This window comes from Rahnella sp. ATs2 (assembly GCF_051851855.1).
Taxonomy (GTDB): Bacteria; Pseudomonadota; Gammaproteobacteria; order Enterobacterales; family Enterobacteriaceae; genus Rahnella; species Rahnella variigena.
In genome coordinates, this window is record NZ_JBLYPL010000030.1 from 13,482 (window position 1) to 37,027 (window position 23,546).

Below are 23,546 nucleotides of genomic sequence, written 5' to 3' on the forward strand. Positions count from 1 at the left end.
CGCAAACAACAGATTGTTCTTCATCCTCTTTAAACACATCTTTGAGATTAATTCAATGGAAGTAGTTTATTTTTTGAACGAATGGAAATTCGATGCCTCATCAAAACCCTGCAGAATGCTCTGAGCAATCAGGTTTTTTCTCGTTTGATTCTAGAGGGTTTTGTGAGGGAAAGTTGAGTAGCTCAATTTCTCTGATTGTGAGAATCAAGGCAAGATGATTACTGCCGTTACTTTTTCTTTTTCGCCTCTCTATCCATCATCTTTTGCTCATCGGCATCTCTCAGTTCGTCTTGTCGCATCAGACAATTGGCATAGGCATCGGTCCCCTTTGTAAAACCATAACCATCACAAACTTTTTTATGGTTTTCCAGAGCCATCGCATCAAGCTTATCACTGATCCCACACCCTGATAAAGATACCATTGAAACCGCAAGTAATACTGTTCGCATCATTCTTCTCCATTATTAAATATCATCAAGTTAAATATCAATTATTGACACTCAGGATCACCCATGTCGCATTTTTTTATCTTATTCAGAGAATTTGTGCGTTCCGTTGTGAGCTCACTCAAACATAAAGCGCCATTCATCGCGTTTATACTTCCGCCTACAGAGTTTGAACTCAAAAATGCACAATCTGCATCTCTAAATTTTAGCCATGCGCGCTGCGCCTGAAGTAGCGCCTTACTTTTTTCAGGGGATGATTTTAACGTGTCCATGACTTTTTTATAGGCTGCATTCATCTCTCGATCTACATTTTTGTAAGACTGGGCAGCACAATCATTCAGTTCCCTCTGATTCTGAGCTGTCTGCAAACAGTTGCTTTCAGGTTTACCCACTGCCAGCGCGCTGCTTGAAAAAAAGAATGAGAAAATCAATGGTAGGACGACGATACGTATTTGCATATTTTAATATCCTGAAGTTGAGAAATTTTTTTCTATCAATAGTGGGGATTGGCGTTAAGCCAACTGAATATAAAATGATGATCTTTAATGAAGAGAGAAGTATGCATTTTAATCGTTAACGTTTACCGCCGCACGATGTTGGTCAAGTAAAGCGATAAAACGGAAAATCAGCGCATTCATACGCAGAAGAGCTAATGTTAGTTCTGCAGATGTAGAAGAGTATTGTTCAATACTGTTAGCAATGATTAACTCCGCTTTGGTAGCCAGTCAGCGTAAAACCTCTTTCCAGCCGAAGCAACGCCGCGGCGAACGCGTCAGGTTGTGCGGTAGCAGCTGGTGGCAGTCTGTGTCGCTGCTGCGCTGCAATTTGTCAATCAAGGTGGCTATGATTTGCGGCTGCACAGCGGCCATCAAAGGGATTTCCCACATCTCTGCGCAAATGGCCTATATGCTCCGACACTAAAGTCAGCAAATCCTGCTGTGTGAGCGGTTTGATCAGCACTGCATCCCTACCCGCGGCCAGACAGCGGTATTGCTCACCGTTAAACGCATTTGAGTTGCGTATCGGTAATGATAAAATTATAGTCGGCCTCAGTGCCATCGATATACCATTCTTTGCCGCTATAGCCGATATACGGGAGTGCCCAATAATCAGCATGGCGAGTTTTATACGCTGTTCCGAATGTGCCACCCTGGACACCAAGAGTAAAACAGCGCTGTTAGCAACATCAATAAAAGGTAGTATGATGAATAGTAAATATTTGAGCGTCTTGCACATGATTTATCCCTTTCCAGAGTGAAGGTATTTTAGACGACTCGGCGGTTACGGCGTATATCCATGGAATATGTTTGGCCAATTGTTGGAACATCGGAGTGAATGATGCGACTGCGCCTCTTCAAATCTTCAAAAGGGAGACTATTTTCCAGAAGCTTATTTTTATAACAATACTGATCAGCATAACCACTCACCAATATTCTCCAATCATATTTCACCGCAGAGGATACGGATTTTCCATGGTGAAATATATTGGACGTACAATTATTCAGCAGCGTGTTATACCACTCAGGGTGTTGGTTCACTTTCTCAATCCTTAACAAATAACTGCGAAGTAAATCCTGACTTTGCTGTAGTGTGATGTTTAGCGGATATAGATAAACGCGCTCTTTTCTGACATTGACACGAACACCAATTAGATCCCTTTCATCAGCGACCACATAAACCAGAGGGTAATTTTTTAAGAAACCGCCAAAAGCAGACCAGGACTGATTTTGGCGTCTGCGTGTTTCAATAGAAATCGCTAGCCACTGCCCATTTTTCAAGCCAAAACTGAGGAAAACATGCGCAATAGCATTTCCTGACCAATATGATAAAACCAGGTCAACAGCGATAACGTCACTTACTTTAAGCTGACAGTCATACCAGTCCTCGATAGGGTGAACTTCAGCTGAATAATTAAAATTTCTTACATGTCTAATGTGAACGTTGTCAGAATCTTGCCATTTTATGGAGGCTACCCGGGAATACTCTTGTAGCCAGGGGATGCCCTCGTCGGCATTATTTGCTTTTTTTTCTGTCATTATGATTTATCCAACTATTGTTTCCCACGCTGTAACCAGGAGTGCTCAGCAAGATGAACCAGTGCATGTAACGCACGGGGATATTCGGCATGAAAATATTAGCCCATTATATTATGGCATACTCTTTGGACGTGAAATATTAAGTCCGGCAGGTAATCCTGTACACATTGGGAAAATTTCCTTCCTCGCGATTCCGGATAAATATGAGAGCACAGTTGAGAAGCAAACTACTTTTTCACATTTCCGGCTGCTTTGTTGATGGCTTCCTGCAGCGACGCTTGATCTGCTCCTCCTGGCAAGACCGTCACGTTGTCTGCAACGGCATTTTTTGTTGGCATCACTATCATGGCTGGCGTGCCCCTCAGTCCCAGGCTCTGCGCCAACGAGTCGGTTCGCGATAGCACCTCCAGCATGCTATCATTTTTGCTCTTGAAACTTCCGCCCTGCATCTCTGCACGGCTAATATCGGACGGGGTCAACCTACCTTCATAATGACCGGTCGCGTAGAGGGCATTGTGATAGGTGAGGTAAGCGTCCGCGCCTTTCTCCAGCCAAATCTGCAGGCCGATTTTGGCCGCCATAAGTGACGGTTCCCAGCGTTGTGCGAAGATGGGCCATTCTTTAAATACATAACGCACCTGCGGATTCGCCTTCATCAGAGCTTTTAACACAGGAGCCTGTCGGGCACACACCGAGCACTGATAATCAAAAAATTCAATAACAGCCACCTTCGCATCCTTTGGGCCGTAGGTAGGCGTGGCTTTATCATTTAGCAGTGCATCATGGTATTCCAATACCAGCGCCGCCATCGCCTGCTGTTGTTTTTCCTGTTGCTGTATTTGCAGTCTCCGGCTGACCTCAATTAGCACCTCCGGATGCATCAGCAGGTATTCCTTAACCACTTCACCAATGCGAGCTTTCTGCGCCGGGGTAAAACTGATTGTTGGCTGCTGTGTTGCTGTAGCCAGACCGGACACTATCATGCCAGCAGTTATCATCATTTTCAGGGTGTTATTCAGTTTCATCTTGTCACTATTCTTAGATTTTTTTCCATGACCATTTGGCGATAAGTTTGCTTCAGCTTTTCCGCCATGTTGTCGCGCATCTACTGTTTCTGAGGCTATGCCGTCAGATCAGCCTCTTTCGTTCAACACAAATATTCATAAGGGTTTTGGCATTTTCAATAATTCTCTGGCCCTTAGCAAAGCTACCCCTTACTGAACTGTAATCATTATCACCTCAGTTTTGGCCGTATCGGCTTCTTAGAAACGTTGCCGATACCGGCCCCTTTGGTAGAAACTAGCCGGCAGACACTAGGAAGAGTGTGTATCATCAAGATATAGCTTGTTGAAGGGGTTGTGTGCAGAGTGATATCAAAAGTCTCGTCACACTTTACGCTCTTAGACAAAATGCTTGTTTCGACCATTGCCGACGTCTGAGGCAGTATAATGCACAAACAAAAGCAGATTGTGTTTCGACGATACGCATAGCGATATTCTCCAGATTAGTATATTGGAAGTGAACTGCCGCCATGGCGCACTGATTCTTTTTCCATATACCCACCTCAAGATTATAGATATGCAGGATATCCCCGTTAGGCATGAAGGTAACAAAGGATCCGATTGATTTAAGTTATTTTGATGTGCGGCGTTACGCGGCATAGCCGCCCAGCCTTGATAGATCCGTCCTCGCTCTTATATGCAATAAACAGGTGGTGGTTACCCGACGATACCTTAATGCAACATAGCCCTTTATCTTTTTTTTCTGTCTTCTGTTCCATCCCTACGACTTGTCAATTTAAGTGCCGCGTTTGAAGATTCAGTCGTTACCAGGTTCTGGAAAGCTATCAGTTGGAAAAGTTGGACCTCACCCGGGCAGCGTTTTATTCCCCAGCCACACCGATCGAGCAGCTTCACCAGCCCAGCTACACTACCGGTGACTCTGACCATTAATGGAGTAATTTGCTTTCCGTCATCATCAAAAGCCGCATCGAGAGAAAAACTAGACAGGAATATCGCGTTAACACGGTCATTCATGGGCACCGCATTGCGTCCTGTCCACTGTCTGTCAGTAAGGAGTCGATATATCCAGTGCATCTCCCTTGCCGTTTCGAGCGCGTACGTCAGGCGGAACAAATCATTCTGCTTCAACAGCTCGCCGGTGCAGGAACGCCACAGGTAATCAAGCTTATGAAGCATCTTTGCTCTGGCTCCCAGAGCCCGCCCCTGCCTTAGCAACCATTCAATGTCCGGGGCCACATCGCGGGGAAATCGATGCTGTTTAAGTGCGGTGGCCAGCCAGCGAATCAGAAACAAATTTTCCTGGGATTCAGAACTGACCTGACCGTCACGTTTTGCCAGCTGAAGGGCGACCATGGCACACCATGCCAGATGGCCGGATTTTCTCGTCAACGATTCAGTGCTCACAGATATTTACTTCTCTCTGGCGTTATCCATTTTGTACATAGTACATATTCTTTTGATTGTACCGCGGTAAATAGTCTAACCATTTTATATAACTCCATGCACGGCAAAATACTTTTAACAAGTTTGCATACGACAGCGCCGCAATGTTTACTTGCGGCAAAATACCCAACCTCTGACAGTCGATATTTATAGCTATGTATGCAGGGCTGCATACAAAAGTGTAATAGGTAGGATGAATGGCGGAGCTTTCAGGATAAAAATAAGCGACAGTGTTAGTGTGTAATAATACAGAGCATTTAAGACCGAATAAGAACTCAGGGTTGTAATGCCAATACGGAGAACCCTTCTTCATCAGGATAACACTCGACGGAAAGGTGACATTGTTCCAGTAGCACAAAAACTCCAGATATGTCGCCGGTAAAGCTAATCAGTAAGGGTTTCAGCAATGCCCCACGTCCATCAAATAAAAGGTGTAACTCTGTTTTAGGGTTGTAGACGGCGCTGGCTTTTTCAGAGGCTTTCCAGTGAGCGGCTCACTCTTTAGGCGACACTAGAAAATCCAGCCGCCCCATCGTTTTGAGGGTTTCAATGAAGTAGGTGAAGCGGAATAAAGTACTCTGAACTGCCAGCTCACCGACGCTTGAACGGTAAATGTACTCAACTTTATTACCAAGATTGGCCACAAAGCCATAAAGCCATAACGTTTCCCTTGTCCCTGCAGCCAGTTGATGTCGCGTGAGATGGTTTTAGGGAAGCGCTTCTGTTTTTGTGCCGTGGTGAGCCATCGCATGATAAATAAGTGTTGTTGCAGATGTGATTGTGCCTTTCCATCTTGTTGAACCAGGCGAACAGCAACAAGAATACACCAGGCTAAATTTGCAAGTTCAGATGTTAGACGAGTTTGGTAAGCAGTGGTCAAATGTGAACCCTTAACGAGGGTAATTTATTAATGCGTAATAACACACGCCTTTAATGGGTATGTGAAAAGCTATAATCATTCAGAAAGAGGAGTTCTACGGGGCGTGAAATATGCATTCGCGGGATTATAACGAGCTTCGGCAATTGAAAAAGCAACATTCTGACAGAGTAATAGCTCCCGCCGCAGGCGGGCTACTGGATAAGCACACTATCCGCTGAATAAAGTATGTTATCTATAGCCTGACGACACACCACGTTGTTAGTGTTGCTGTCGTTATAATTGTTGCTGCTCTTCTGTTCCGACGACTAGTTGTAGTTGCCCCCTCGTCACCAACCCCGTATATCGACAGGTCTTGGATTACACTCGGGCTGGCCTGGTCAGACACCGCCGCGCTTGATGTCATACTTATCGGACGCTTGCTGCTCACTCCAGCCGTCGTCATTGACCGTGCTAGAGGTATTCGTCGTGAAGACGCCGGTACCCGCCCCCGTCTCCTTCCAGCCGCCGCCTGATTTCAGGCTCGCGTTCGGTACCTCCACCGTGCTGTCGTTCAGCAGGGTCGACAGGCCCCTAATGCTTGCAGGTTTTAATCCTTCAGGGTTCATTCCGACACGATGGTGTATTTGCCCGGCACACTCCTCTTCAGGGCTACCGTGTAGATTCCCGCCGTACTGTTCACTATGATGGTGCTTTCCGTGATTGCTTCGCTTGCCCGAGTTTTACTGCCGCTATCTTTAATTGTGAACGCCAGGCTGTCATTCAGCTCCGTCAGAGCGTTACACTCCACATCTTTCGCAACCAGCATTAGTGTCGAGGTTGACGTATTGCCGACCACAATCATCTCTGGGCTCTCCTTGAACATCGACTGCCCCGCGTCCGGTTTAGCGCTACTGAGGGTCCCCCCCAGCTAGGGATAATTTGATACCGACCACCGACGGCGTACGTATTCACACCCTGCGCTGATGAATGGTACACCGGGAGCACTACTGCATAATACGCGCCATTCTGTATGATTTTACCGCCAGCAGCGCTCAGAGCTGGTGCATTTCAGTCGATGCGGGTCAGCCCGTACGTGCTAGTCACCGAAAACCCCAAGGATTTCTGTTCACCGGAATGCGGTACCAAGTCTGCCGAGTGCAGACGGATGATGTCTTTTTTGGCGGTACTCCAACACAATGTTGTTGTTGGCTCCACTAGGTCATAACGACTGCCGGTGAGGCTACGCATATCAGACATCTGCGGTGGGTCCACCTGGGTAATCCACGGCACCCCGAGCTGGTAGTTCACACCCATCGTCAGCTGAGTATCGCTTTCTCCTGACTGGCCCCGACGCCGCTCCACACCCAAGGTCATCAGCGGCACCGGCGTATAGATAATCCCGGCAGTGATGGCGTGCGGATTTTACTGACCGTTGACCACCCCAGATAGAGCTAGTTCCATAACATAGTACTGCTCATTGCCCTTGCCGTATCATGTGGATTAACTCACTGCCCGCCAGTATCATCTGCGCTCGCCGAAATGATTTGAACCCGAAAATCAGCCGTATTCGCCGTTTGATATTCCGATGGTCCTGCTCAATTAGGTTGTTCAGGTATTTACTCTGCCTGATGGTGATGGTTTCTTCTTCAGGTTTACGGCATTGAGTGTGGCCAGCGACGTCGTGTTGGCACCGCTTTTATCGATGGTTACAACCTCAGGCTCACCGTGGTGGCGAATGGCCTTGCGAAAGAAGCGGATGGCAGCCGCAGTGTCACGTCTGGTGGTCAACAAGAAGTCGACCGTGTGACCTGAAGTATCGACAGCACGGTACAGATATTTCCACTGGCCTTTGACTTTGATGTAGGCTTGGTCCATCCGCCACCGACGTTCCACCATGCGCTTGTGTCGGCCAAAAGATTTATACAGTAGCGCCATGAAGCGGATAGCCCAGCGGTGAAGCGTGGAATGATCAACGACAACCCTACGCTCTGCCATTAGCTCTTCTAAATTACGCAGGCTTAGGGAGTAATTTGGATACCAGCGAACACATTGCCTAATAACATCGATGGGATAGTGCAGGAATTTAAAAGCTTTTCGTATAAGAGGCATGAGCAGGTAACATTATAAACAAATAGCATGTTACCGACGACGCCTTAATGCGACAGAGCCCGCAGGCAAGCTCTGACCTAACGCACAACAGGAATCCGGAGATGGTTGAATTAGGGAAGTAACGAAATAATGGGGGTGAACGATAAGCCCTAATTTATCAGAGAAATATCAACACCGGATACTGCTGATGCTGGGATACAAATGGTTTAGACGAGTTCAGACATTATTAGCAGGAATCGAACTGGTACACAGGATACGCAAAAAGCAATAATATCATCCACTCGGTGATGGATTGTCCGTACCTGAATGATTTTACTGTTGATTGCCTGGAGAATTGGCAGCGCGAATTTTAATAATCTTACTACACTATTTATATTTATATCGCTCCAGAGAAAAATGATTCGTTAGTAATCATTATTTACATCATTTGCTCCTGACTTTATCACCCACCAAATAAACCCCGCCACCATCGCTAATACGATGAGCGCAACCATCATAATATTAATGATATTCGTAATCCTCATTTTTTAGTTGTGCGCCTATGTCAAACAAATCGACTATTGGTATCAACTATCATATCAGTGTAACTTTAGGTGTTTTGGATGTCATATTAATGACACAAGATCATCGATTATAACGTTAGAACGCGCCCCAAAGAAACCCGGTCAGCCCATCTAAACTTATACTCCCACCTCTCATCATCAACACCTAGAGAAAAGAGCATTTTTTTATTATATTTATCACTAAGCTGTTTTGCTGAATCAATATTTAGCCACATCAATATACTGCCGACACTGAGATGACTATAACAGGGATCAACTCCACCATTCGGCACATCGAAGTAAATCCATTCATTACAATGAGACTTGAAAATCAAATCAAAAGCACACGGGGTTTCATGGACAAACAAAATATTCCCAAAAACCATGTGTTTTAAAGAAGTAATAATGTCTAATAAATTATTCTCATTATAGCACTTTACCGCACCAGCGAAGCGCTTATTAAATAATGAGATGTATATGTTCACCAACTCCTGTGGTTGCACATCATCAACAGATAGGACCCGCCCTCCCTCACGAACAAATTTGTTAAACTCGTTTCTTCTGTTTTTAACATTTTTTTTTGAAAACTGTCCTTTGGCCAAACAAACACTTTTCTTACTAAAAACCCCGAAAGAAATATTCTTTACACTATTTTCATTCACTGGAGATAATCTTTTACAACGATTTGGGATAAAGACTTTAGCTTGTTTACTTAATGGAAGTATAATCTCATCATAGGATATAGGGTATTTCCGCCAAACATCTACACCAATTTCTTTTTTATCGTTCAAAAATAAAGCACCAAGTAACCCCCCTTTGCTTTTGTAATGAAAGAAATGTATGTCCTCTCCTTTATTAATGAGAAATTCCAGCACATCTGGGTGTGTGTTAACACACCCCCCAAATAATGTATGAGCTTCCCGATAGGTAATCAAGTCAGAGGGTTCCCACCCAAATAAAGCATTTTTAAGTTTATGTACCATGATATTTTTAACCATCATAATGTTGATTGATTTTTCATTCCAAGGAGCTAACTCAAGGATGTATAGGCCTTTACATATACGACCAGTTCGTTAGTAACGTTCATTCCAAAGTGATTGCAGTACATACTATATATTAATCACCGAGAGTCACAAATTCGAACCTTGCATTACAATTCGCAGCGCACCCTTACGATGAGTAGGAGAAACCTATATTTTGGTGCTAGTAAATTAGAACCAACAAGCAAATAATCGCTATAAGTGTGGAAACACAGCCTCGTTCAATTTTAATTAAGTTTGAAAAAATAAAGTATTTTGCCGAAACTAAAATGGCGAGAAAGTAAAGAAGTGAGACGACAATCACGAACACATTTGAATGAATCATGGATTAAAACCTTGAGAATGTGATGATTCCAATTAGTAAAACATCTATTATTCAATGAATGCCTCTATGACTTTTTCATGTAACTCAACTGAGCATGAAAAACAGATTGTTTTATCGGCCAGATGATTTATGCGTGTCCTTAACATAAGGTTGTTACGTGCAATACGTTGTGTAAAAATCTTTATCGTCAGATGCTTACCTTTGGAGATCCCCCCGTATAACTCCATCCAGTCATCACCGGTTATCAATCAGAAAGTGAAAGGGGGCAGCTGTACCAGCAATTCGCGATAGGTTTAATCCGTCCACGGTCAAAAGGCGTAGGCCAGTACACCGCCTGCCTTAGGGTTGTACATGTGTACCAGAGCCAGTGCTGATGAGGTTTGTTGCCAACAAAGCTTACTGTTCATCAAGTTCTCAGATAAATGAAACGTCAGCTGTAGGTTCAAAGTCAGAGATAATAGCTTCATGGGGTGAAGCGGTGAGATCAAGCAATCCATTGAACCCTTCCAGGGTATTTTCTATATACAGGTAAGATGTTCGTCCATCCGGGTGCCAAATCTTTGCCTCGTGATGTTTTTTAGCGATATCTAGGACAATCACAGTCCCGATCCACCATGTTACTAAGTAAAATGTTTATTAATTTTGTCCACTTGTGAAAGACACAGACATTACAAATTGGAGAAAATAGCAGATTTAAACGCTAGCAGGATGCAATCAACAAGTATCACGAGCCGGAAATGATATCACTGGCTCTGGCACAATGGGCTGAGGACCCTTGCATAATTCTTGGACATATTAAGGTAGGCAACCGACGCAAGTCGCGTTTTTAAATGGTTAAACCGAACGTAATGGACAGAAATACAGGATTTTTATCTGTTCAAAACATTAAATGAATCACGGGAAATAACAGAACGCTGACCGAATATAACAGTGGGCGTCACCATGAGCCCCTAAATAACCAGACTAGGGAAGAATATCGACTGATGGCTGAGAAGACGGTAAAATTAAAAAATGTGGAACAAAACTAGTGTTCTTAACCTGGGTCAAGCTAGATAATATTTAAACTTCAAAATTAATTGCATTGTTATTTCAGTTTACCCCCCCGCAGAGCGCTACAGGCCTCATACAAAATCCTGGGGTACCTGGTGTCTTTATTCCCCATCCGTTGAAATCATTATTTAAGGCAGGCTCCGATGCATCGGGTGAGTTTTCCGCATGGCCATCATGGCTATCATAATCATTTCCAACCTTTTCATATCCTCCTCCTAATAAAATAGTACCCGATGGGCACTTTGCGACTCCAAATGTTGAACGCTTACATATTGGAGGCCCATCAATTATTATCTTTTTAATGGCTACTCCCTGCCACACTCCAGAAACACAAGATAATATTTTCCCAGCTTCATTACGACCTTGTAAACCATTAGGAGAACAATTATCCCCCTGAACAACTACAGTATCAAGTTGTAAATATTCTCCAACTGAAGTTCGCCCCTTGGAGGTGACTGTTCCGCCTTTAATGTCCCCTTCAGTATATATACCTTTATTTTTAACCGCGCGAATCCATTTATCATCGTTCATATAAAACCCGCCGCCGTGCTCTTCATTGAGCCAACCATTCTCGCCTTTAGTGATGAGCCACCCAGTATCACTTCGTATGCTACCATTCGCCTCAACTTCGCCCCCGGAAACAACAGAACTCTTGGCTACAAGACGATTTGTCGTCATATCGGCACTCGCATAGACATTCTGACCGTTGATATTGTGCTTGAAATTACCAGTTTCCGCATCAATGATATTTGCACTATTCAGATCATTGCTCCCCATGTCAATGCTGGTATGCATTTTGTTCAAGTCAGGCCTTCCATTGACCTGATAGCGATATAACCGGTCACTCTCCTGCATTGCAGTTCCCAGCACCTCCGATGACAACGCAATAGCAATATGGCCTTTCGTGCAACTAACCCCAAAATCGTGCGTGTTACTCGTCCAGCCACCATATGCACCGGTTGCAACATTATTTTCATTCACATAGCCCCCCATTCCTAGAATTTGCGTTGAAATTGACCGTAAACCACGATATGGGATTGCCATGCCATTGACAGTACATGTCAATGCTTGAAGCTTATTTTTCAGTTTACCGTTTTTAACCACTCCCGTTACATAGGTCTGCCCAAAGCTGTTCTCTTTTGAGAAACCATTCTGCAAATATCCTTTGCTGATCAGCAAGGATGGGGTGATCTTGATGGGGGTATTTGCTAACAGAAAGTCTGTATTATCAGCAATATAGATCTTAGCTGCTGTGTTGAAAGTTGTGGCATGCATTGCCATGACGCCCCACTCTTTTTCTTGAAGATACTCGTTAACTTTTTCAGCAGCGAATATCGACGCAAACATAATAATTAGCAAGACGCCTAACGCTTCTAACGCCATATAACCCCGATCTATCTTTGGGGATGAAGGAATAAATTTCATTGTCTAATCCTGATTATTTGAAGATTGCAACAGGCAGAATTCCCCATACAGCCGTCACTCCGCACAAGAAAGGAGCGAATGGTACGCCTGGATGTTCATTATGGTGGCACCAGCGAGAAAGAAAATGATACCTTTTTAATATAATAAAAGTAATTGCGATAAACGTTGCAATAATTGTTATTTCCAACACTATTAAAACTGAAAACCAAACAGCCAGACCTAATATTAAATAAACGTCTCCCAAACCAAAAACATCTCCTCCACAACGCTGATTAATATATATTCTAAACAGGAGCAAACCAAAAAACAAAATGCATGGCATTCCAGCCTTCGCCCACCACTCACCATCCACCTCAATAACTTGGTAAAAAATACCAATAATAATAAAGGTAAGAGTGAAGCATTTCGGCAACCAATTACGCTTGATATCTAATATGATAAAGAGTGACAAAAAACCATAAAAAATTGAAATAAACAATATATTTATTATTTTAATGTCTTTTTGAATTGACAGCACAGCCAATAATGAAAACAACGTGATTAATAACACATAATACCAGCTACTGGTAAAAAAATAGCTAGCATCATATATTTTAATAAACTGTTTAGAAGAAAAAAATGCCAGCACTTGAAATGCACAGGCAAAAAAGTACATATATAAAAAATCGTTCATTATGTTGTCCTATTTTTAGTTAATAGTGACATATAAATAATGTAAACCTGCCTAGCATATTTCATTTTTTGTTTATCGGTATCATTTCTAAAACCAGCATTATACGTTCCCAGACACACCCAGTTCACTCCACATATTTTTATGTGCTTAGCCAGTACCCATGCACCAATTTGTACATTCAGGCAGGGATTTGTGAGCAAGTCATCCTTGGAGTTAATTACACCCATACGTATGAGAGTAGGGATGTGAGTTGAGTTGACCTGTGTCAAACCGTAATCGATGCTGGTTATTTTTCCTGATTTACTTTTATTGTAATTAATAGCCTTTGGATTAAGCCCACTTTCTTGTATTGCTATTGCTTTTAGTAACAGCGGGTCAATTTTATACTTCTCTCCTGCAAAATCAAAACAATATGCTGTTGCCGATAATGGAATACTTAGTATAGCAACATATAAAAAAACAAGAGAAATACATTTCATTCGCACCCTTATTTATCTAATAACTGGGTCACCGACCCAGTTATTTTTGATGGGAAAATGTAATTAGTTATTGGACTGGAAAATCATGGTGTTATTACCGGTAGAGCCAGTATCAGCGATACACATAGCACCAGCATTTTGTGAGGTTACACCACCAACCTTATTTTTTCCTCCAACGTTTGTTTCACTTACCAGCTTGGTCTCACTCATTTTCTCTGCCATTATTACACATGCCTCTTGAGGCACTCCCTTATAGGTCAGCGTGAATCCTTTTTTGGAAAGTACAGGTGCAATTGCTACATCTCCTCCCCAAACGTTAGTTACCGTCGCATCTCCTCTAGAAGCATCCCCCACAACGGTCATGCTAGAAGGAACACCACCAAACTCAACCAAGGTACCGGTCATTTTTTTGGTATCAGTGAAATCATAGATCCCCCGTGTTTTTAAAAGACCTCGGGTCTGGTTCATAATAAACTGTGCGTTAGAAATCTCCGTACTAACATCATTTTTGCTAAACAGCGAAGCGACCAAGACTAACGCTAATACCGTACCAACCATAATCAGTAGCAGTACACCGCCTGCTTCCAGTCCTAACCAGCCACGGTGTATGTCGTCTGTTTTATTAGTGAATGGATTCTTATTTTCATTACATATATTTAAACTCATTTTATCTTCCTAATGTATCAACAAGTGAATTGATTTGTGATATTGCCAACAACAGTAGCGTCATATATAAAAACACAAGAGCAAAACAAATAATTGTTAAACGAAGTGCTTTTTTCTTTACATCCTTTATTGCCTCTTGAAGCCAGCGAGTAGCATAAATTTCAATAATACTCTCAGCACCATCTCCTTCGGTTAGTAACATCATTTGACTTACACACTTTTTTGAAGGAAAGTTGTAGCCTGTTTTTTTTAATGCCATTCCTAAATGTTGCCCCTGCCTGATATATTTTTGTGTTTCTATAATCCGCTGTTGCAACCAAGAGCTGGAATTCTCGTTAAGAATATCCAATGCAACTAACGTTTGAATATTAGCACGAAGTAGCGATGATATATTTAGCAGGAATGTCACCCCTTGGAAAATACGATATAGTGACCAAGGTGTTATTAAATCCAAGAATCCTCTTACTTTACCAGTATAATTTTCTAAAGACCAATAAATCAACCCAATTATCAAGATTACAAAAATAATTAATAGAGCGCCATTTTCTATAACTCCTTGAGACAAATTACCCAACCACCATATGGCTCCTTTCCATTTCTCACGCGGTACCATTCTCTCTAGTTGCGGGATGAATTTTTGGTTCACCATATACATCATCATTACTACAAGAGCGATTAACACGCAAGGATACATAACAGCGCCTTTGATGGCGCCTAACATTTCCGTCTTGGCAGCTACTATTTTGCTGGCACGGCGTAACGATTGAGCAATATTACCTTCGAGAACGCCTGCACCGATCAATGTTGCTTCCTGGTTAGGAACCCAATCAAGTAATGCCACTTCTATTGATTCCCCGTTATCTAGAGAATTTATGCAGTCTGTCAGTAACACCGCAGAAGGGTGTTTATTTCGACCAAAATCCGTTGCAACGTCGCACATGTCAGATAAAGCTTGTCGCAAAGATTTTTCATTATCCAATAAAAACGCAAGCAGTTCGTAAAACTCTATGCGATCATTGGCAGAAAATGTATGTCGATATAGCCATCGATTGATATTGGAGGCTTTTTCTTTGACAGACTGCAATGAAAATTGCAGTCTCTGATTCATTTCAAATTCTCTATAAAGCAAGCTGTTTTTCGTTAATTAAAGAATAAGTATCTTCATCAATTGGGCATATCTCATCGGCTGCCAGTGGATCAACTTCACCAGAATTGATGTAATACAACAGGTGTTCGTTTCTAGTGATACCTTTTAGGGTTTTATTCCAGTATGTTTTGGCTGCAGCTTTTCCCTGCGAAAGATATATTTCAAAAAACTTCGCGTCCGGAGCAATAACTTCAGATATAACAGTTCGACCAATTACACCTTTAAAACAATGCTCACATCCGCTAGGATTACGCAGATACACATGCTCAGGTTGACAGTGGTGTTCTATGATGTTGCGATCATCTTCTTCCATCAGCTCCGCTGCTGTTCTGTAGGGTACTTTGCAATGCGGACACAGCCGTTGCACCAGGCGCTGACTTATCAACCCCACCATAAGTTGCGCATCGGTAATTAAGCGCACATTTATTCCCATAATTTCCAGACGTTCAATAATACTGATTGCATCATTGGCGTGTAGAGTTGTCATCAGCAAGTGCCCTGTCATAGCCGCATTAATCGCGGCCATTGCAGAATCCATATCGCGCATCTCGCCATTCAAAATAGCATCTGGATCTAACCTGAGTGCCGACGATATAGCCCGAAGCCATGCAAGCGTTACCGCACGTGCATCCTTTTTATCCGCGATAATAGGCGTCTGTACTGCACCGAGTATGCGACCTTCTGGCGGGTCTTCTATCGTCAGAAGTCTTTTCCTTGGCAAACCGTTTCTATTTTTCCCCGCCCTCGACAGATAATACGAGGAAAAGGATCTGAGCGAGGTCGATTTTCCAGAACCTGTTGGGCCTGACAGAACAACAATGCCCTCCGGGCGGAGCAGGATGCGTTTGATAGTAGTAATTTGATCAGGCAAGAAACCGAGGGTCTCTAGTGAAGGAACATTATCACCATCATCGGGAATAATTCGCATCACGGCGTAAAGCCCCCCCACCGCAGGGGTATGACTATAACGAGCACCAAAAATACCGAGTGGTTTTACGAACTCCTCTTTAATACGGCCATCTTGCTGCCTGTTCGGATAAAACTGCTTTTCCGTCACATCACACATACCCTGACAGATAGCTGCAGCCAGCCGCATCCCATCTTGTTTATCAATGCAGTCAATCTGCTCCAGTTCGCCGTGAACGCGAACCTCTACATAGGTAAACTCACCGTTATCTCGGCCAATGGTAAAGTGAATATCAGAAGCGCCAAGCTCGACACCTTGTTTGAAATAATGCAACACACGTTGCTGATTTTCTACATTGGCCAGAATATCATCTTCTTGCTTATCAAGGCCTTTAGCCTCGCGGAATTGGCTTACCTCATTGAGGGAGACAAATTTTACATTAGTGTTCCCTGGATATTTACGTTGCAGAGTAGTGACATAATTCTGCACCGAGAATTGCGCTCGGTGGTTCTCTGCCACCACTATTTCGATAACATCGTCATCAGTAGAAAACGCACATACATAGCGTTCTATGTCTTTATCAGGGGAATCAATAATCTTTTCCATCATTTTTCCTTAATTGAACGGTAATACCCTCTGCCCCCCACCATCTAGAGCTGAAACGCGAACTTCCCTCGCTGAGATGCTGGTGATTTTCAGCGTAGTTCCAGGCACTTGCTGCCCGGCAGTCAATTCCGCATAGCTTCCATCATCAAGCACTAAGCGGGCGATGAGCCGGCTACCTGCACCATAAATCTCTTTGATCTGCGGCAAAGGTATCGTTTTTTCTTGTGCTTGTGATACATTGACGCCCGCTGCGGGTATACCGGTCGTCACATCTTGTATTTTGCCTGAAGAGCCGCTGTCTTCGAGTGATTTCAGAGCATTTGCCCTTGCAACCTGCGCTTCTATGATAACTGTCTCGGTCTGTATCCTCTCCAAACTGCTAAGGGTGATACCTTTCCCTTCATTACCATCGTTCTCAGTTTTAGTAGGTTTTTTTGATGAATCGACCTGTTCGAACGCCTGTGCAGATAGAGGTGATGGTAAATCACTTTTCTCAGCATTTGCGGGCAACTGACCCCACATTGCACAAATAATTAGGACACGCCACCATGGAATTAATTTACTTTTGAGCATAGAACCTCCCTTCAATTTGATACGTCAAGCGCCCTTGTTGGAGTGATAGCTTGATAGCGCTTAATCGCACACCCGTATCGTCTAATCCCGAAAAGAGCAGTGTTGGAGAAATATCGGTTTTTAATGACATCGTAAAGACCCTCCACGGCAATAACGTCTCTACGCCGCTCTCGCTGACCATACGGTTATTATCTTCTTCAAAACTATACTGGAGGTGGGTTTGCTGTGCGAACATGGTCATACGTTGTACCTGAATATCTGCACTTGGCAGCGGTCTGTTATCGTTACTTGCTAGCATCTCTATGGGCTGCGTAATCCCTCCCACGTCCCCCGGCCCAGGAACGTTAAAGAAAGGCTTATATTCACCAATGAAATAGCGTCTACAACGAACGGTGAAATCTCCCACATTGCCACCCTGTGGTTTGGTATAGGCCAGTCGGATACGCGCTTGGCTCCCCATCATCTGCGCGCACTCAGCCTCACTGAATATCCAACCGCCTATGGACAAAGGCGCTAATCCCCAGTGTGCTGAACAGCCTGCAATGAAGCTCTTGACACTTGGACTTTTTTTCCAAGGCTCCTCCCCCTTTGTTGCTTCTCTATGAGCCGCCTCCTGCGCCTGTATATACGCTTCGCGGGCAACGTTCAATCGCAAGGTTTCCTCGCGGTCAGCATATAGACAATAGCCGTAATAACTGCTACACAAGACAAGTACCAACATGATGAAGCTAGCGAGCGGTTTTTTTGCGGACACGGAATAAAACCGCGCCGATGCAGGAAGTTTTTTGATCTCTAGAAGGCGATCCAGATCGAAGATTGAGCATCCTGCTAAACCAAATTCCGGTGGCGCATAACACTTCCAGCCTGATTCCGGTTCCAGATTAAATTGAAGGAACGTATGTTGCGCCTGCTCCATCGCCGATTTGTCCCCAACAACATCATTCATCAACACGCCATCGACACAACCGACGAAGGTATAAATATCAGGTGCGAGGCGAATAATGGCGTATCCTGCTCCCTCTAAAATAGGGATAACCATCAGTGCCAGGGCATAAACGCCTTTCACCGCCTGCACAGCTGGAGTCAGTTCGGCCAAGTTGATTAACCCGGCCACGTACTCACGCCCAGCATCCTGATTTTGATAGAAATAAGTGACAACTCTGTCTGCGCCTAGCCGTCTTGCTAATCCCTTGATGTTTTTGCGATAACGTGTGGATACAGGCACCCAATTTACGCCAGCGAGATAGGCCGTTTTCCCTCTAATGATGGGCCATACATTGGCATTGTCTTGAACGGAGCTCATTTACTCCCCCTGCAAGATTGTTGGTGTTATGAGAATCACCAACAAGGAGTTGTCATTCTCGCCGTTATAGCCACCACCTAACCCAAAAAAGTTCGGGCTGCCCACCCCCTGCTTACTACCTTTACTACTCCCTTGTTGAAACCCACTGAGTACAATGGTTTGACCAGACTTCATATTGACGCGCTGATTGACTGTTTTCAGTTTTGTTTTCAACAGTTCCACCGAACTGCCACCACTGGTAAATGTTCTGCGGGTTGGCGAATCCGACAAACTGATAGAAAACTGGAGTTGTAGGTTGTGAGCATCCGGCATAATGTAAGGCAACAACGTCATGTTAAAGCCAGTGGTAATAGTCGCTGGAGTGATAGAGGTTGATGTCCCCACATTAGCCGTAGAGCTGGTGCTGATCTGAGCAGCGTAATCCTCCTGATCAGCAACTTGCATTGGCAACGGCGTCATATTGGTTGTTGTACTCGCCTGCTGTGTTACAACGCTCACCCTAGCCTGCTCGGACAGCGCTTTGATAAAAGCTTTCGAGCCCGCCAGTGTTCCATCAATGATAGACAACCCGCCAGTCATGGTGCGAGCGGTAGCTTCGGTAAAAGGACTGCCTAACGTAGCACCGATACTGCCGCTACTGAACACCGCGTTCCAGTCAATGCCTAACTGATCCTGATTGCGTTTTTCAACGCTGAGTACCTCAACATTGAGCACCACTTGGCGATTGAGCTCTTTATTACGGGTTTCAATGAATTTACCAATAGAATCCAAAACTTGCGGCGTATCGGTGACAGTCATTACTCCTGCGGACAGAAACATCCTTCCTGATGTTGGAGTAAGCATTGATTTAACCGACTCTTGCAGATCGGCATAAAGCGAACTTTTTATTTCCATTGTCGTGCTTTGAGAGGTGTTCGAATCCCCGGCAATACTGCTGCCGCCAGCACCGGTATTCCCGTTGGATGAAGTTGTCCCACTGACCACTTTTGAATTAAAATCCGCTTTTGAATCCATGAAAGCAATGGTGAAAGAGCGTGTCTCCAGGTAATAGAAGAAAATACGCCCCTGCTCATAACGCCAGGAAATACCTAATCTGCTGGAAATGGTATCGAGCAAGCCTGATAATGAGCCGCTCCAGTATAATCCGTTCAAGGTATTCCCAGTGCTCGCAACAACATTTTTTGTTGCTCCCCCCATTGACGCCAGCGGCACCATGCCCGTTGCATCAGGCACAGGAATAGTGCCGCTGATCTGCTCTGTCTTCCCGCCACTTACGCCCCCCAAAACCATCGTCGCATCAGGCGAGACAGTCACGGGAACACCGCATACAGAAGTGATCCGTTGTGTTATTTCTCTGAGCGTGATAGTTCCCTGTCGATTTAGTGTAATTGAACACCCAGGAGCTACATTATTTACTGTATGCTTTTCTATAATTGGCGTTGGATTAATCCATTGTACATTTGTCTCTTTCACAACTGATTCTTGAGATTGTAAGTTCTCCATATGACGTTGCGCTCGGTCATAGTCTAAATTGGCTTTATCCATAGTACTATTAATGCGATCAACACTGGCACAACCGTTGAGTAATGCAGCTGTAACTAGCGCATTTGAGCATGTGAAAAGCAGTTTTTTAATAAATTTCATGAGGCATTCCACTTTAATTTAAATAGACTAATGCGCCTTCAGGGATCTGTGCGGGAATATCAACTTTCATATCAAGGTGTCCCTCATCAATGAGCCGCCGATCTTTAACCACGCCTATTAAGGAGGAGTTGCGCGTTTGCACTTTCAATGCATTCATTAAGCCCCGCATTGGCATTTGCCAGACATACACCCTCTTCCTAAAAATGACATTTTTTATTACAGGATCAACAGGAATGTTTATTTTATCTTGGGGTAGCACAATAGGGTCATCACTATCAATTTCATCAGGATGATCATAAATGTAATCATTTATTGTATTTATAAGGATTACCGTATTAATGGCACGTTGTGTTGTAACTAACTCAGCCTCCGCACTTTCTTGAGAAAGCACCAATCGATTATCGATATAACCAACAAGAGAAAAAATAACGAGAAATAGCGAAAAAAGCAGATATCCCATCGTACCCTACCCCTTATTAGAAACTTTAATCAAACACTGGTTGTTATTTATCAACGCATATAATGGTTTTTTTGCATACTGATACAGACTAAAGATGTCATTTAATGCTTTTTTGAAATCTCCTTCAAAATGTAACGGAGCATCAATACTATAATTTACGGGTGTATCCCAAATAACACGCCAACCGCCACCATCGAGGCAAGTTTGAGATGCAGACCACCGGAATATTGTGTCTTTTAATGTTGAACCGACTTCACCGCGCCAGACTGAGAGTTTAACCAGTTGTGGCTTTTTATCTGATACATCGGATTTTGTCACCATCTTTCCAATGAATTTTTTTTCCAAAAAAATGGCTTCACCTCTGCCAAGTAACCTCGTGTCCGTAGCCTTATTCCGAATAATTGGTTTCAGTAATTTATCCGATATTGGCGTCTTAGCCTGAGGTGGTTTTTTCTTGGGTTGTTCTTCTAAAAAAGCTATGGAAACTAAATCATTATTCCAATTCACACTCGAAGCACCGACTTCCGGAGGGGAAGCCTGCCTATTTATCTGGTGGTGACTCTTATGTTTAATTTTTGGCACAACCGTTTTCATGTGATTGCGGGCCTTATTGCTCGCTGGAGTCTCCGACTTAACATACTGACGCTGGTATTGTTGAGAAAATTGTAGCAGAGCTGGCTCGTATTCATCTGCGTGAACCCTACTCAAGGCCAACAATGCCCCCCCCCCCCAAAAAAAAAACAAATAGAGCACCCGCTTCATTTAACCAACTCCCCACGTTCGGCTAGGGTCGTTAGCACAGCCTGATTCACCCCGGCACACAGGAAATTGGCTTTATAGCGATATAATGCGTCCATGGTCTGTTGGGTATCCCCATTAACCTTGGTTCGCATCTCGGCATACTGCGAAGCACCGCTCAATAAACTGTCGAAAGCCTGCTTATACTGTTGAAACTCTTTAGCTCTAATATTATGTAATACGCCCAGTAGATCTTGGCACTGCTGTAGCAATTCAACCTCACGTTGTTTGTGTAAGCTTTCCTCCGATATCATCTTGGTGACTCCAACCTTTTCGGCTGCTAAGGATTCACTTGTCTTCGTGTTTTGACACGCAGTGGTACCAATAAGCACCAGGCATAAGCCCCCCACTTGGACACTAAGTTTTATATACTTTGTCATCATTTTTCCTGCTTCCTTTTTTAGATGCCTTTCTGTCCAGCGCGGCCATAGCCAGCTGTGATTACTCGCGCGTCGAGCTGCTAATGGGCGATAACGCGGATAACCCATCACCCCGCACTAATTATATTTAGTCCACCTTCCTGTGAATGTGATATTACCTTATCACCATCTATAACTTACCTTTGCCTGCTCCTGTTTAATTTAGGGATAATTTACTTCAACCAAGCTCTATCCTACAATCAATATGTAGGCTGTAATATACTGACTGACAAAAAACTTTCAATCTGTTTTTTGGCAACGCACTGCTAACAATTAGATTCTTCATTTAGTGATAAATTATCGCTATTGGGATAATGAAGTTACCTCTGGCATCGCATATAACTAACCTACATCGGATTATCATGTTAAAACTTGATGATGCAATTAAGTGGACCTTATATAACACAACCTATATATTTGCCATCTTCAATTAACTCAGCAGGCCGTGTAGAACCACTTGCATATTTAAACATATAATGCTTCTTTTTAGCTTTAGGTCAGCGGGATTTCTATGTATTCATGTTTAATATTGGCAGTAAGTATTGATAATCCTGTCACTAGTATTAGAGTTGGTATGCCTCTGGAAGGTGAATGCCCGACTATTCCAAGTCTTAAATTTGTTTCATAACTGTCATGATTATAGGGTTATGAAGAAGATAAAAAAATAAATATCACTAACGTATTTGAAGGCTCGGTGCGGACTGGAATTATTTAAACATATATTTTTCAGTAAATGCCCCTGTGACCTTTTCATGTAACCCAATTAAGCTTGAAAAACTGGTTTTTTACGGGCCAGACGTTTTTAGGCTTGTCTTTATTGTCGGTTGTTACGTTCAATACGTTGAGTAAAAACCTTTCCCATCAGGAGTTTATCCTTTGTAACTTCCCTGGCATAACCCCCAATCACCACTTGTTATCATTCCGACAGTAAATAGGGGGCAGCAGTACTAGCATTTCGCGGTGAGTTTCATCCTCTGCGGACCGAAGGGGCAGGCATTCACGCCACATGTTTTAGAGTTGTACGCGTATCAGAGTTAGCGCTGACAAGCTTTGTTCCCTACAAAACCCTGTGTTCATTAAGTTAGCAGATAAATGCAACATCAGCATGATGCGGCTTGAGAGGATGTTATTCTCTTCGGAGAGAGTATTTTAAAGTGCCAATGACCGTGTTGATATCGAATTTCAATGTTTTTGCTGTTCCCGCACGCCAATATCCTTACAGACCATTTCTGTGATCTGCTTTTTAATTCAGGATTTATGATCCTCATAAGCGTAAGCGATCTGAAATACGTGGTTGAAGTCGTGGCAGCGAAATCGGTCATGACCATTAGGGTTCTGCCCCTAACGGTACACCTGAGTGGACTTACAGCAGCGACATTGAACGTTAACGCTTGTCATGAGAGATCCGCAAAAGCGAACATTATATTTCGGATTCAAATATAGAGAAGCTTACCATAATAGGAAAATCTGTATTTTCTAAAACCTGATGGCCACGCGCGATAAAAAAGCCCAGCGGTAAAGTTGGGCAAAGGGAACAAACCACACAGCAAGCGTACTTAAGATGACAAGCAGCT

Annotated in this window: 24 protein-coding genes and 5 pseudogenes; 2 read left to right on the plus strand and 27 right to left on the minus strand. The window is 43.5% G+C overall.

Translation table 11 applies throughout. The features are described 5' to 3' along the window. Positions 1–227: 227 nt before the first annotated feature. From ACJY2G_RS23190 to ACJY2G_RS23240, 11 genes are all read right to left on the minus strand, one after another. Positions 228–452, minus strand: coding sequence for a hypothetical protein (locus ACJY2G_RS23190; protein ID WP_439292232.1), 225 nt, complete (start codon positions 450–452; stop codon positions 228–230). A 38-nt stretch (positions 453–490) separates the two neighbouring features. Next, positions 491–904 (minus strand): lysozyme inhibitor LprI family protein, encoded by a 414-nt coding sequence (locus tag ACJY2G_RS23195; RefSeq protein WP_439292233.1) that lies wholly within the window; start codon positions 902–904, stop codon positions 491–493. 370 nt (positions 905–1,274) lie between these two features. Beyond that, positions 1,275–1,682, minus strand: a complete 408-nt coding sequence (locus tag ACJY2G_RS23200) for a hypothetical protein (protein ID WP_439292234.1) — start codon at positions 1,680–1,682, stop codon at positions 1,275–1,277. 29 nt (positions 1,683–1,711) lie between these two features. Further along, complete coding sequence (locus ACJY2G_RS23205; protein ID WP_439292235.1) at positions 1,712–2,482, minus strand: Lnb N-terminal periplasmic domain-containing protein; 771 nt, start codon at positions 2,480–2,482, stop codon at positions 1,712–1,714. Positions 2,483–2,709: 227 nt separating this feature from the next. Continuing rightward, on the minus strand, positions 2,710–3,507 hold the full coding sequence (locus ACJY2G_RS23210; RefSeq protein ID WP_439292236.1) for a DsbA family protein: 798 nt from the start codon (positions 3,505–3,507) through the stop codon (positions 2,710–2,712). Positions 3,508–4,233: 726 nt separating this feature from the next. Next, positions 4,234–4,857, minus strand: a complete 624-nt coding sequence (locus ACJY2G_RS23215; protein ID WP_439292265.1) for a DUF2913 family protein — start codon at positions 4,855–4,857, stop codon at positions 4,234–4,236. A 601-nt stretch (positions 4,858–5,458) separates the two neighbouring features. Further along, positions 5,459–5,827: a DUF2913 family protein gene (locus ACJY2G_RS23220; protein ID WP_439292237.1), complete on the minus strand. Its 369-nt coding sequence runs from the start codon at positions 5,825–5,827 to the stop codon at positions 5,459–5,461. A gap of 377 nt (positions 5,828–6,204) precedes the next feature. Next, positions 6,205–6,432 (minus strand): hypothetical protein, encoded by a 228-nt coding sequence (locus tag ACJY2G_RS23225; protein WP_439292238.1) that lies wholly within the window; start codon positions 6,430–6,432, stop codon positions 6,205–6,207. Continuing rightward, complete coding sequence (locus ACJY2G_RS23230; RefSeq protein WP_439292239.1) at positions 6,429–6,668, minus strand: hypothetical protein; 240 nt, start codon at positions 6,666–6,668, stop codon at positions 6,429–6,431. Before ACJY2G_RS23230 ends, ACJY2G_RS23225 begins: the two co-directional genes overlap by 4 nt. Before the next feature lie 206 nt (positions 6,669–6,874). Continuing rightward, on the minus strand, positions 6,875–7,216 hold the full coding sequence (locus ACJY2G_RS23235; RefSeq protein WP_439292266.1) for an inverse autotransporter beta domain-containing protein: 342 nt from the start codon (positions 7,214–7,216) through the stop codon (positions 6,875–6,877). Positions 7,217–7,280: 64 nt separating this feature from the next. Then, positions 7,281–7,915, minus strand: a protein-coding gene (locus ACJY2G_RS23240) for an IS6 family transposase (RefSeq protein WP_439292240.1) whose coding sequence is annotated in 2 segments (ribosomal slippage) — positions 7,281–7,462 and positions 7,462–7,915 — 636 coding nt in all. Because the reading frame shifts where the segments join, the coding sequence is not laid out codon by codon here. 169 nt (positions 7,916–8,084) lie between these two features. Between ACJY2G_RS23240 and ACJY2G_RS23245 the strand changes: the two are divergent. Then, a pseudogene (locus tag ACJY2G_RS23245) lies at positions 8,085–8,186 on the plus strand (IS6 family transposase); the annotation flags it as partial. 360 nt (positions 8,187–8,546) lie between these two features. On the opposite strand, the gene ACJY2G_RS23250 reads toward ACJY2G_RS23245, so the two are convergent. The 3 genes and pseudogenes from ACJY2G_RS23250 to ACJY2G_RS23260 all read right to left on the minus strand — a co-directional run. Next, positions 8,547–9,440 carry a Mig-14 family protein gene (locus tag ACJY2G_RS23250; protein WP_439292241.1) on the minus strand — a complete coding sequence of 298 codons (894 nt, stop codon included), beginning with the start codon at positions 9,438–9,440 and terminating at the stop codon, positions 8,547–8,549. 429 nt (positions 9,441–9,869) lie between these two features. Continuing rightward, positions 9,870–10,257: pseudogene (locus tag ACJY2G_RS23255) on the minus strand (IS1 family transposase); the annotation flags it as partial. Next, positions 10,252–10,431 (minus strand): annotated as a pseudogene (locus tag ACJY2G_RS23260) (IS110 family transposase); the annotation flags it as partial. The pseudogenes ACJY2G_RS23260 and ACJY2G_RS23255, both read right to left, overlap by 6 nt. 122 nt (positions 10,432–10,553) lie before the next feature. Between ACJY2G_RS23260 and ACJY2G_RS23265 the strand changes: the two are divergent. Beyond that, a pseudogene (locus ACJY2G_RS23265) lies at positions 10,554–10,850 on the plus strand (integrase core domain-containing protein); the annotation flags it as partial. 61 nt (positions 10,851–10,911) lie between these two features. Here the strand turns inward: ACJY2G_RS23265 and pilV are convergent. The 13 genes and pseudogenes from pilV to ACJY2G_RS23330 form a co-directional block, all read right to left on the minus strand. Continuing rightward, positions 10,912–12,297: a shufflon system plasmid conjugative transfer pilus tip adhesin PilV gene (pilV, locus tag ACJY2G_RS23270; protein WP_439292242.1), complete on the minus strand. Its 1,386-nt coding sequence runs from the start codon at positions 12,295–12,297 to the stop codon at positions 10,912–10,914. A 13-nt stretch (positions 12,298–12,310) separates the two neighbouring features. Next, positions 12,311–12,970, minus strand: coding sequence for a prepilin peptidase (locus tag ACJY2G_RS23275; protein ID WP_439292243.1), 660 nt, complete (start codon positions 12,968–12,970; stop codon positions 12,311–12,313). Further along, the gene (locus tag ACJY2G_RS23280; protein ID WP_439292244.1) at positions 12,970–13,449 is read right to left on the minus strand and encodes a lytic transglycosylase domain-containing protein; all 480 of its coding nucleotides are present in this window, start codon (positions 13,447–13,449) and stop codon (positions 12,970–12,972) included. The genes ACJY2G_RS23275 and ACJY2G_RS23280 overlap by 1 nt, the downstream gene beginning before the upstream one ends. Before the next feature lie 63 nt (positions 13,450–13,512). Then, positions 13,513–14,115, minus strand: a complete 603-nt coding sequence (locus ACJY2G_RS23285) for a type 4 pilus major pilin (protein ID WP_439292245.1) — start codon at positions 14,113–14,115, stop codon at positions 13,513–13,515. A 1-nt stretch (position 14,116) separates the two neighbouring features. Then, positions 14,117–15,223 (minus strand): type II secretion system F family protein, encoded by a 1,107-nt coding sequence (locus ACJY2G_RS23290; RefSeq protein WP_439292246.1) that lies wholly within the window; start codon positions 15,221–15,223, stop codon positions 14,117–14,119. 10 nt (positions 15,224–15,233) lie between these two features. Further along, positions 15,234–16,775: a GspE/PulE family protein gene (locus ACJY2G_RS23295; protein ID WP_439292247.1), complete on the minus strand. Its 1,542-nt coding sequence runs from the start codon at positions 16,773–16,775 to the stop codon at positions 15,234–15,236. A gap of 9 nt (positions 16,776–16,784) precedes the next feature. Further along, entirely contained in the window at positions 16,785–17,348 is a 564-nt protein-coding gene (gene pilP / locus ACJY2G_RS23300; protein WP_439292248.1) for a type IV pilus biogenesis protein PilP, read from the minus strand. Further along, positions 17,335–18,651, minus strand: a complete 1,317-nt coding sequence (gene pilO2 / locus ACJY2G_RS23305) for a type 4b pilus protein PilO2 (RefSeq protein ID WP_439292249.1) — start codon at positions 18,649–18,651, stop codon at positions 17,335–17,337. The genes pilP and pilO2 overlap by 14 nt, the downstream gene beginning before the upstream one ends. Further along, the gene (locus tag ACJY2G_RS23310) at positions 18,652–20,295 is read right to left on the minus strand and encodes a PilN family type IVB pilus formation outer membrane protein (protein ID WP_439292250.1); all 1,644 of its coding nucleotides are present in this window, start codon (positions 20,293–20,295) and stop codon (positions 18,652–18,654) included. Between the two features lie 13 nt (positions 20,296–20,308). Beyond that, a complete protein-coding gene (gene pilM, locus ACJY2G_RS23315; protein ID WP_439292251.1) occupies positions 20,309–20,755 on the minus strand; it encodes a type IV pilus biogenesis protein PilM in 447 nt (148 codons plus the stop codon). 6 nt (positions 20,756–20,761) lie between these two features. After that, positions 20,762–21,517 (minus strand): toxin co-regulated pilus biosynthesis Q family protein, encoded by a 756-nt coding sequence (locus ACJY2G_RS23320; protein ID WP_439292252.1) that lies wholly within the window; start codon positions 21,515–21,517, stop codon positions 20,762–20,764. Beyond that, positions 21,514–21,936, minus strand: coding sequence for a hypothetical protein (locus ACJY2G_RS23325; RefSeq protein WP_439292253.1), 423 nt, complete (start codon positions 21,934–21,936; stop codon positions 21,514–21,516). The genes ACJY2G_RS23320 and ACJY2G_RS23325 overlap by 4 nt, the downstream gene beginning before the upstream one ends. A 743-nt stretch (positions 21,937–22,679) precedes the next feature. Continuing rightward, positions 22,680–23,370: pseudogene (locus tag ACJY2G_RS23330) on the minus strand (IS1 family transposase). Positions 23,371–23,546 lie beyond the last annotated feature (176 nt).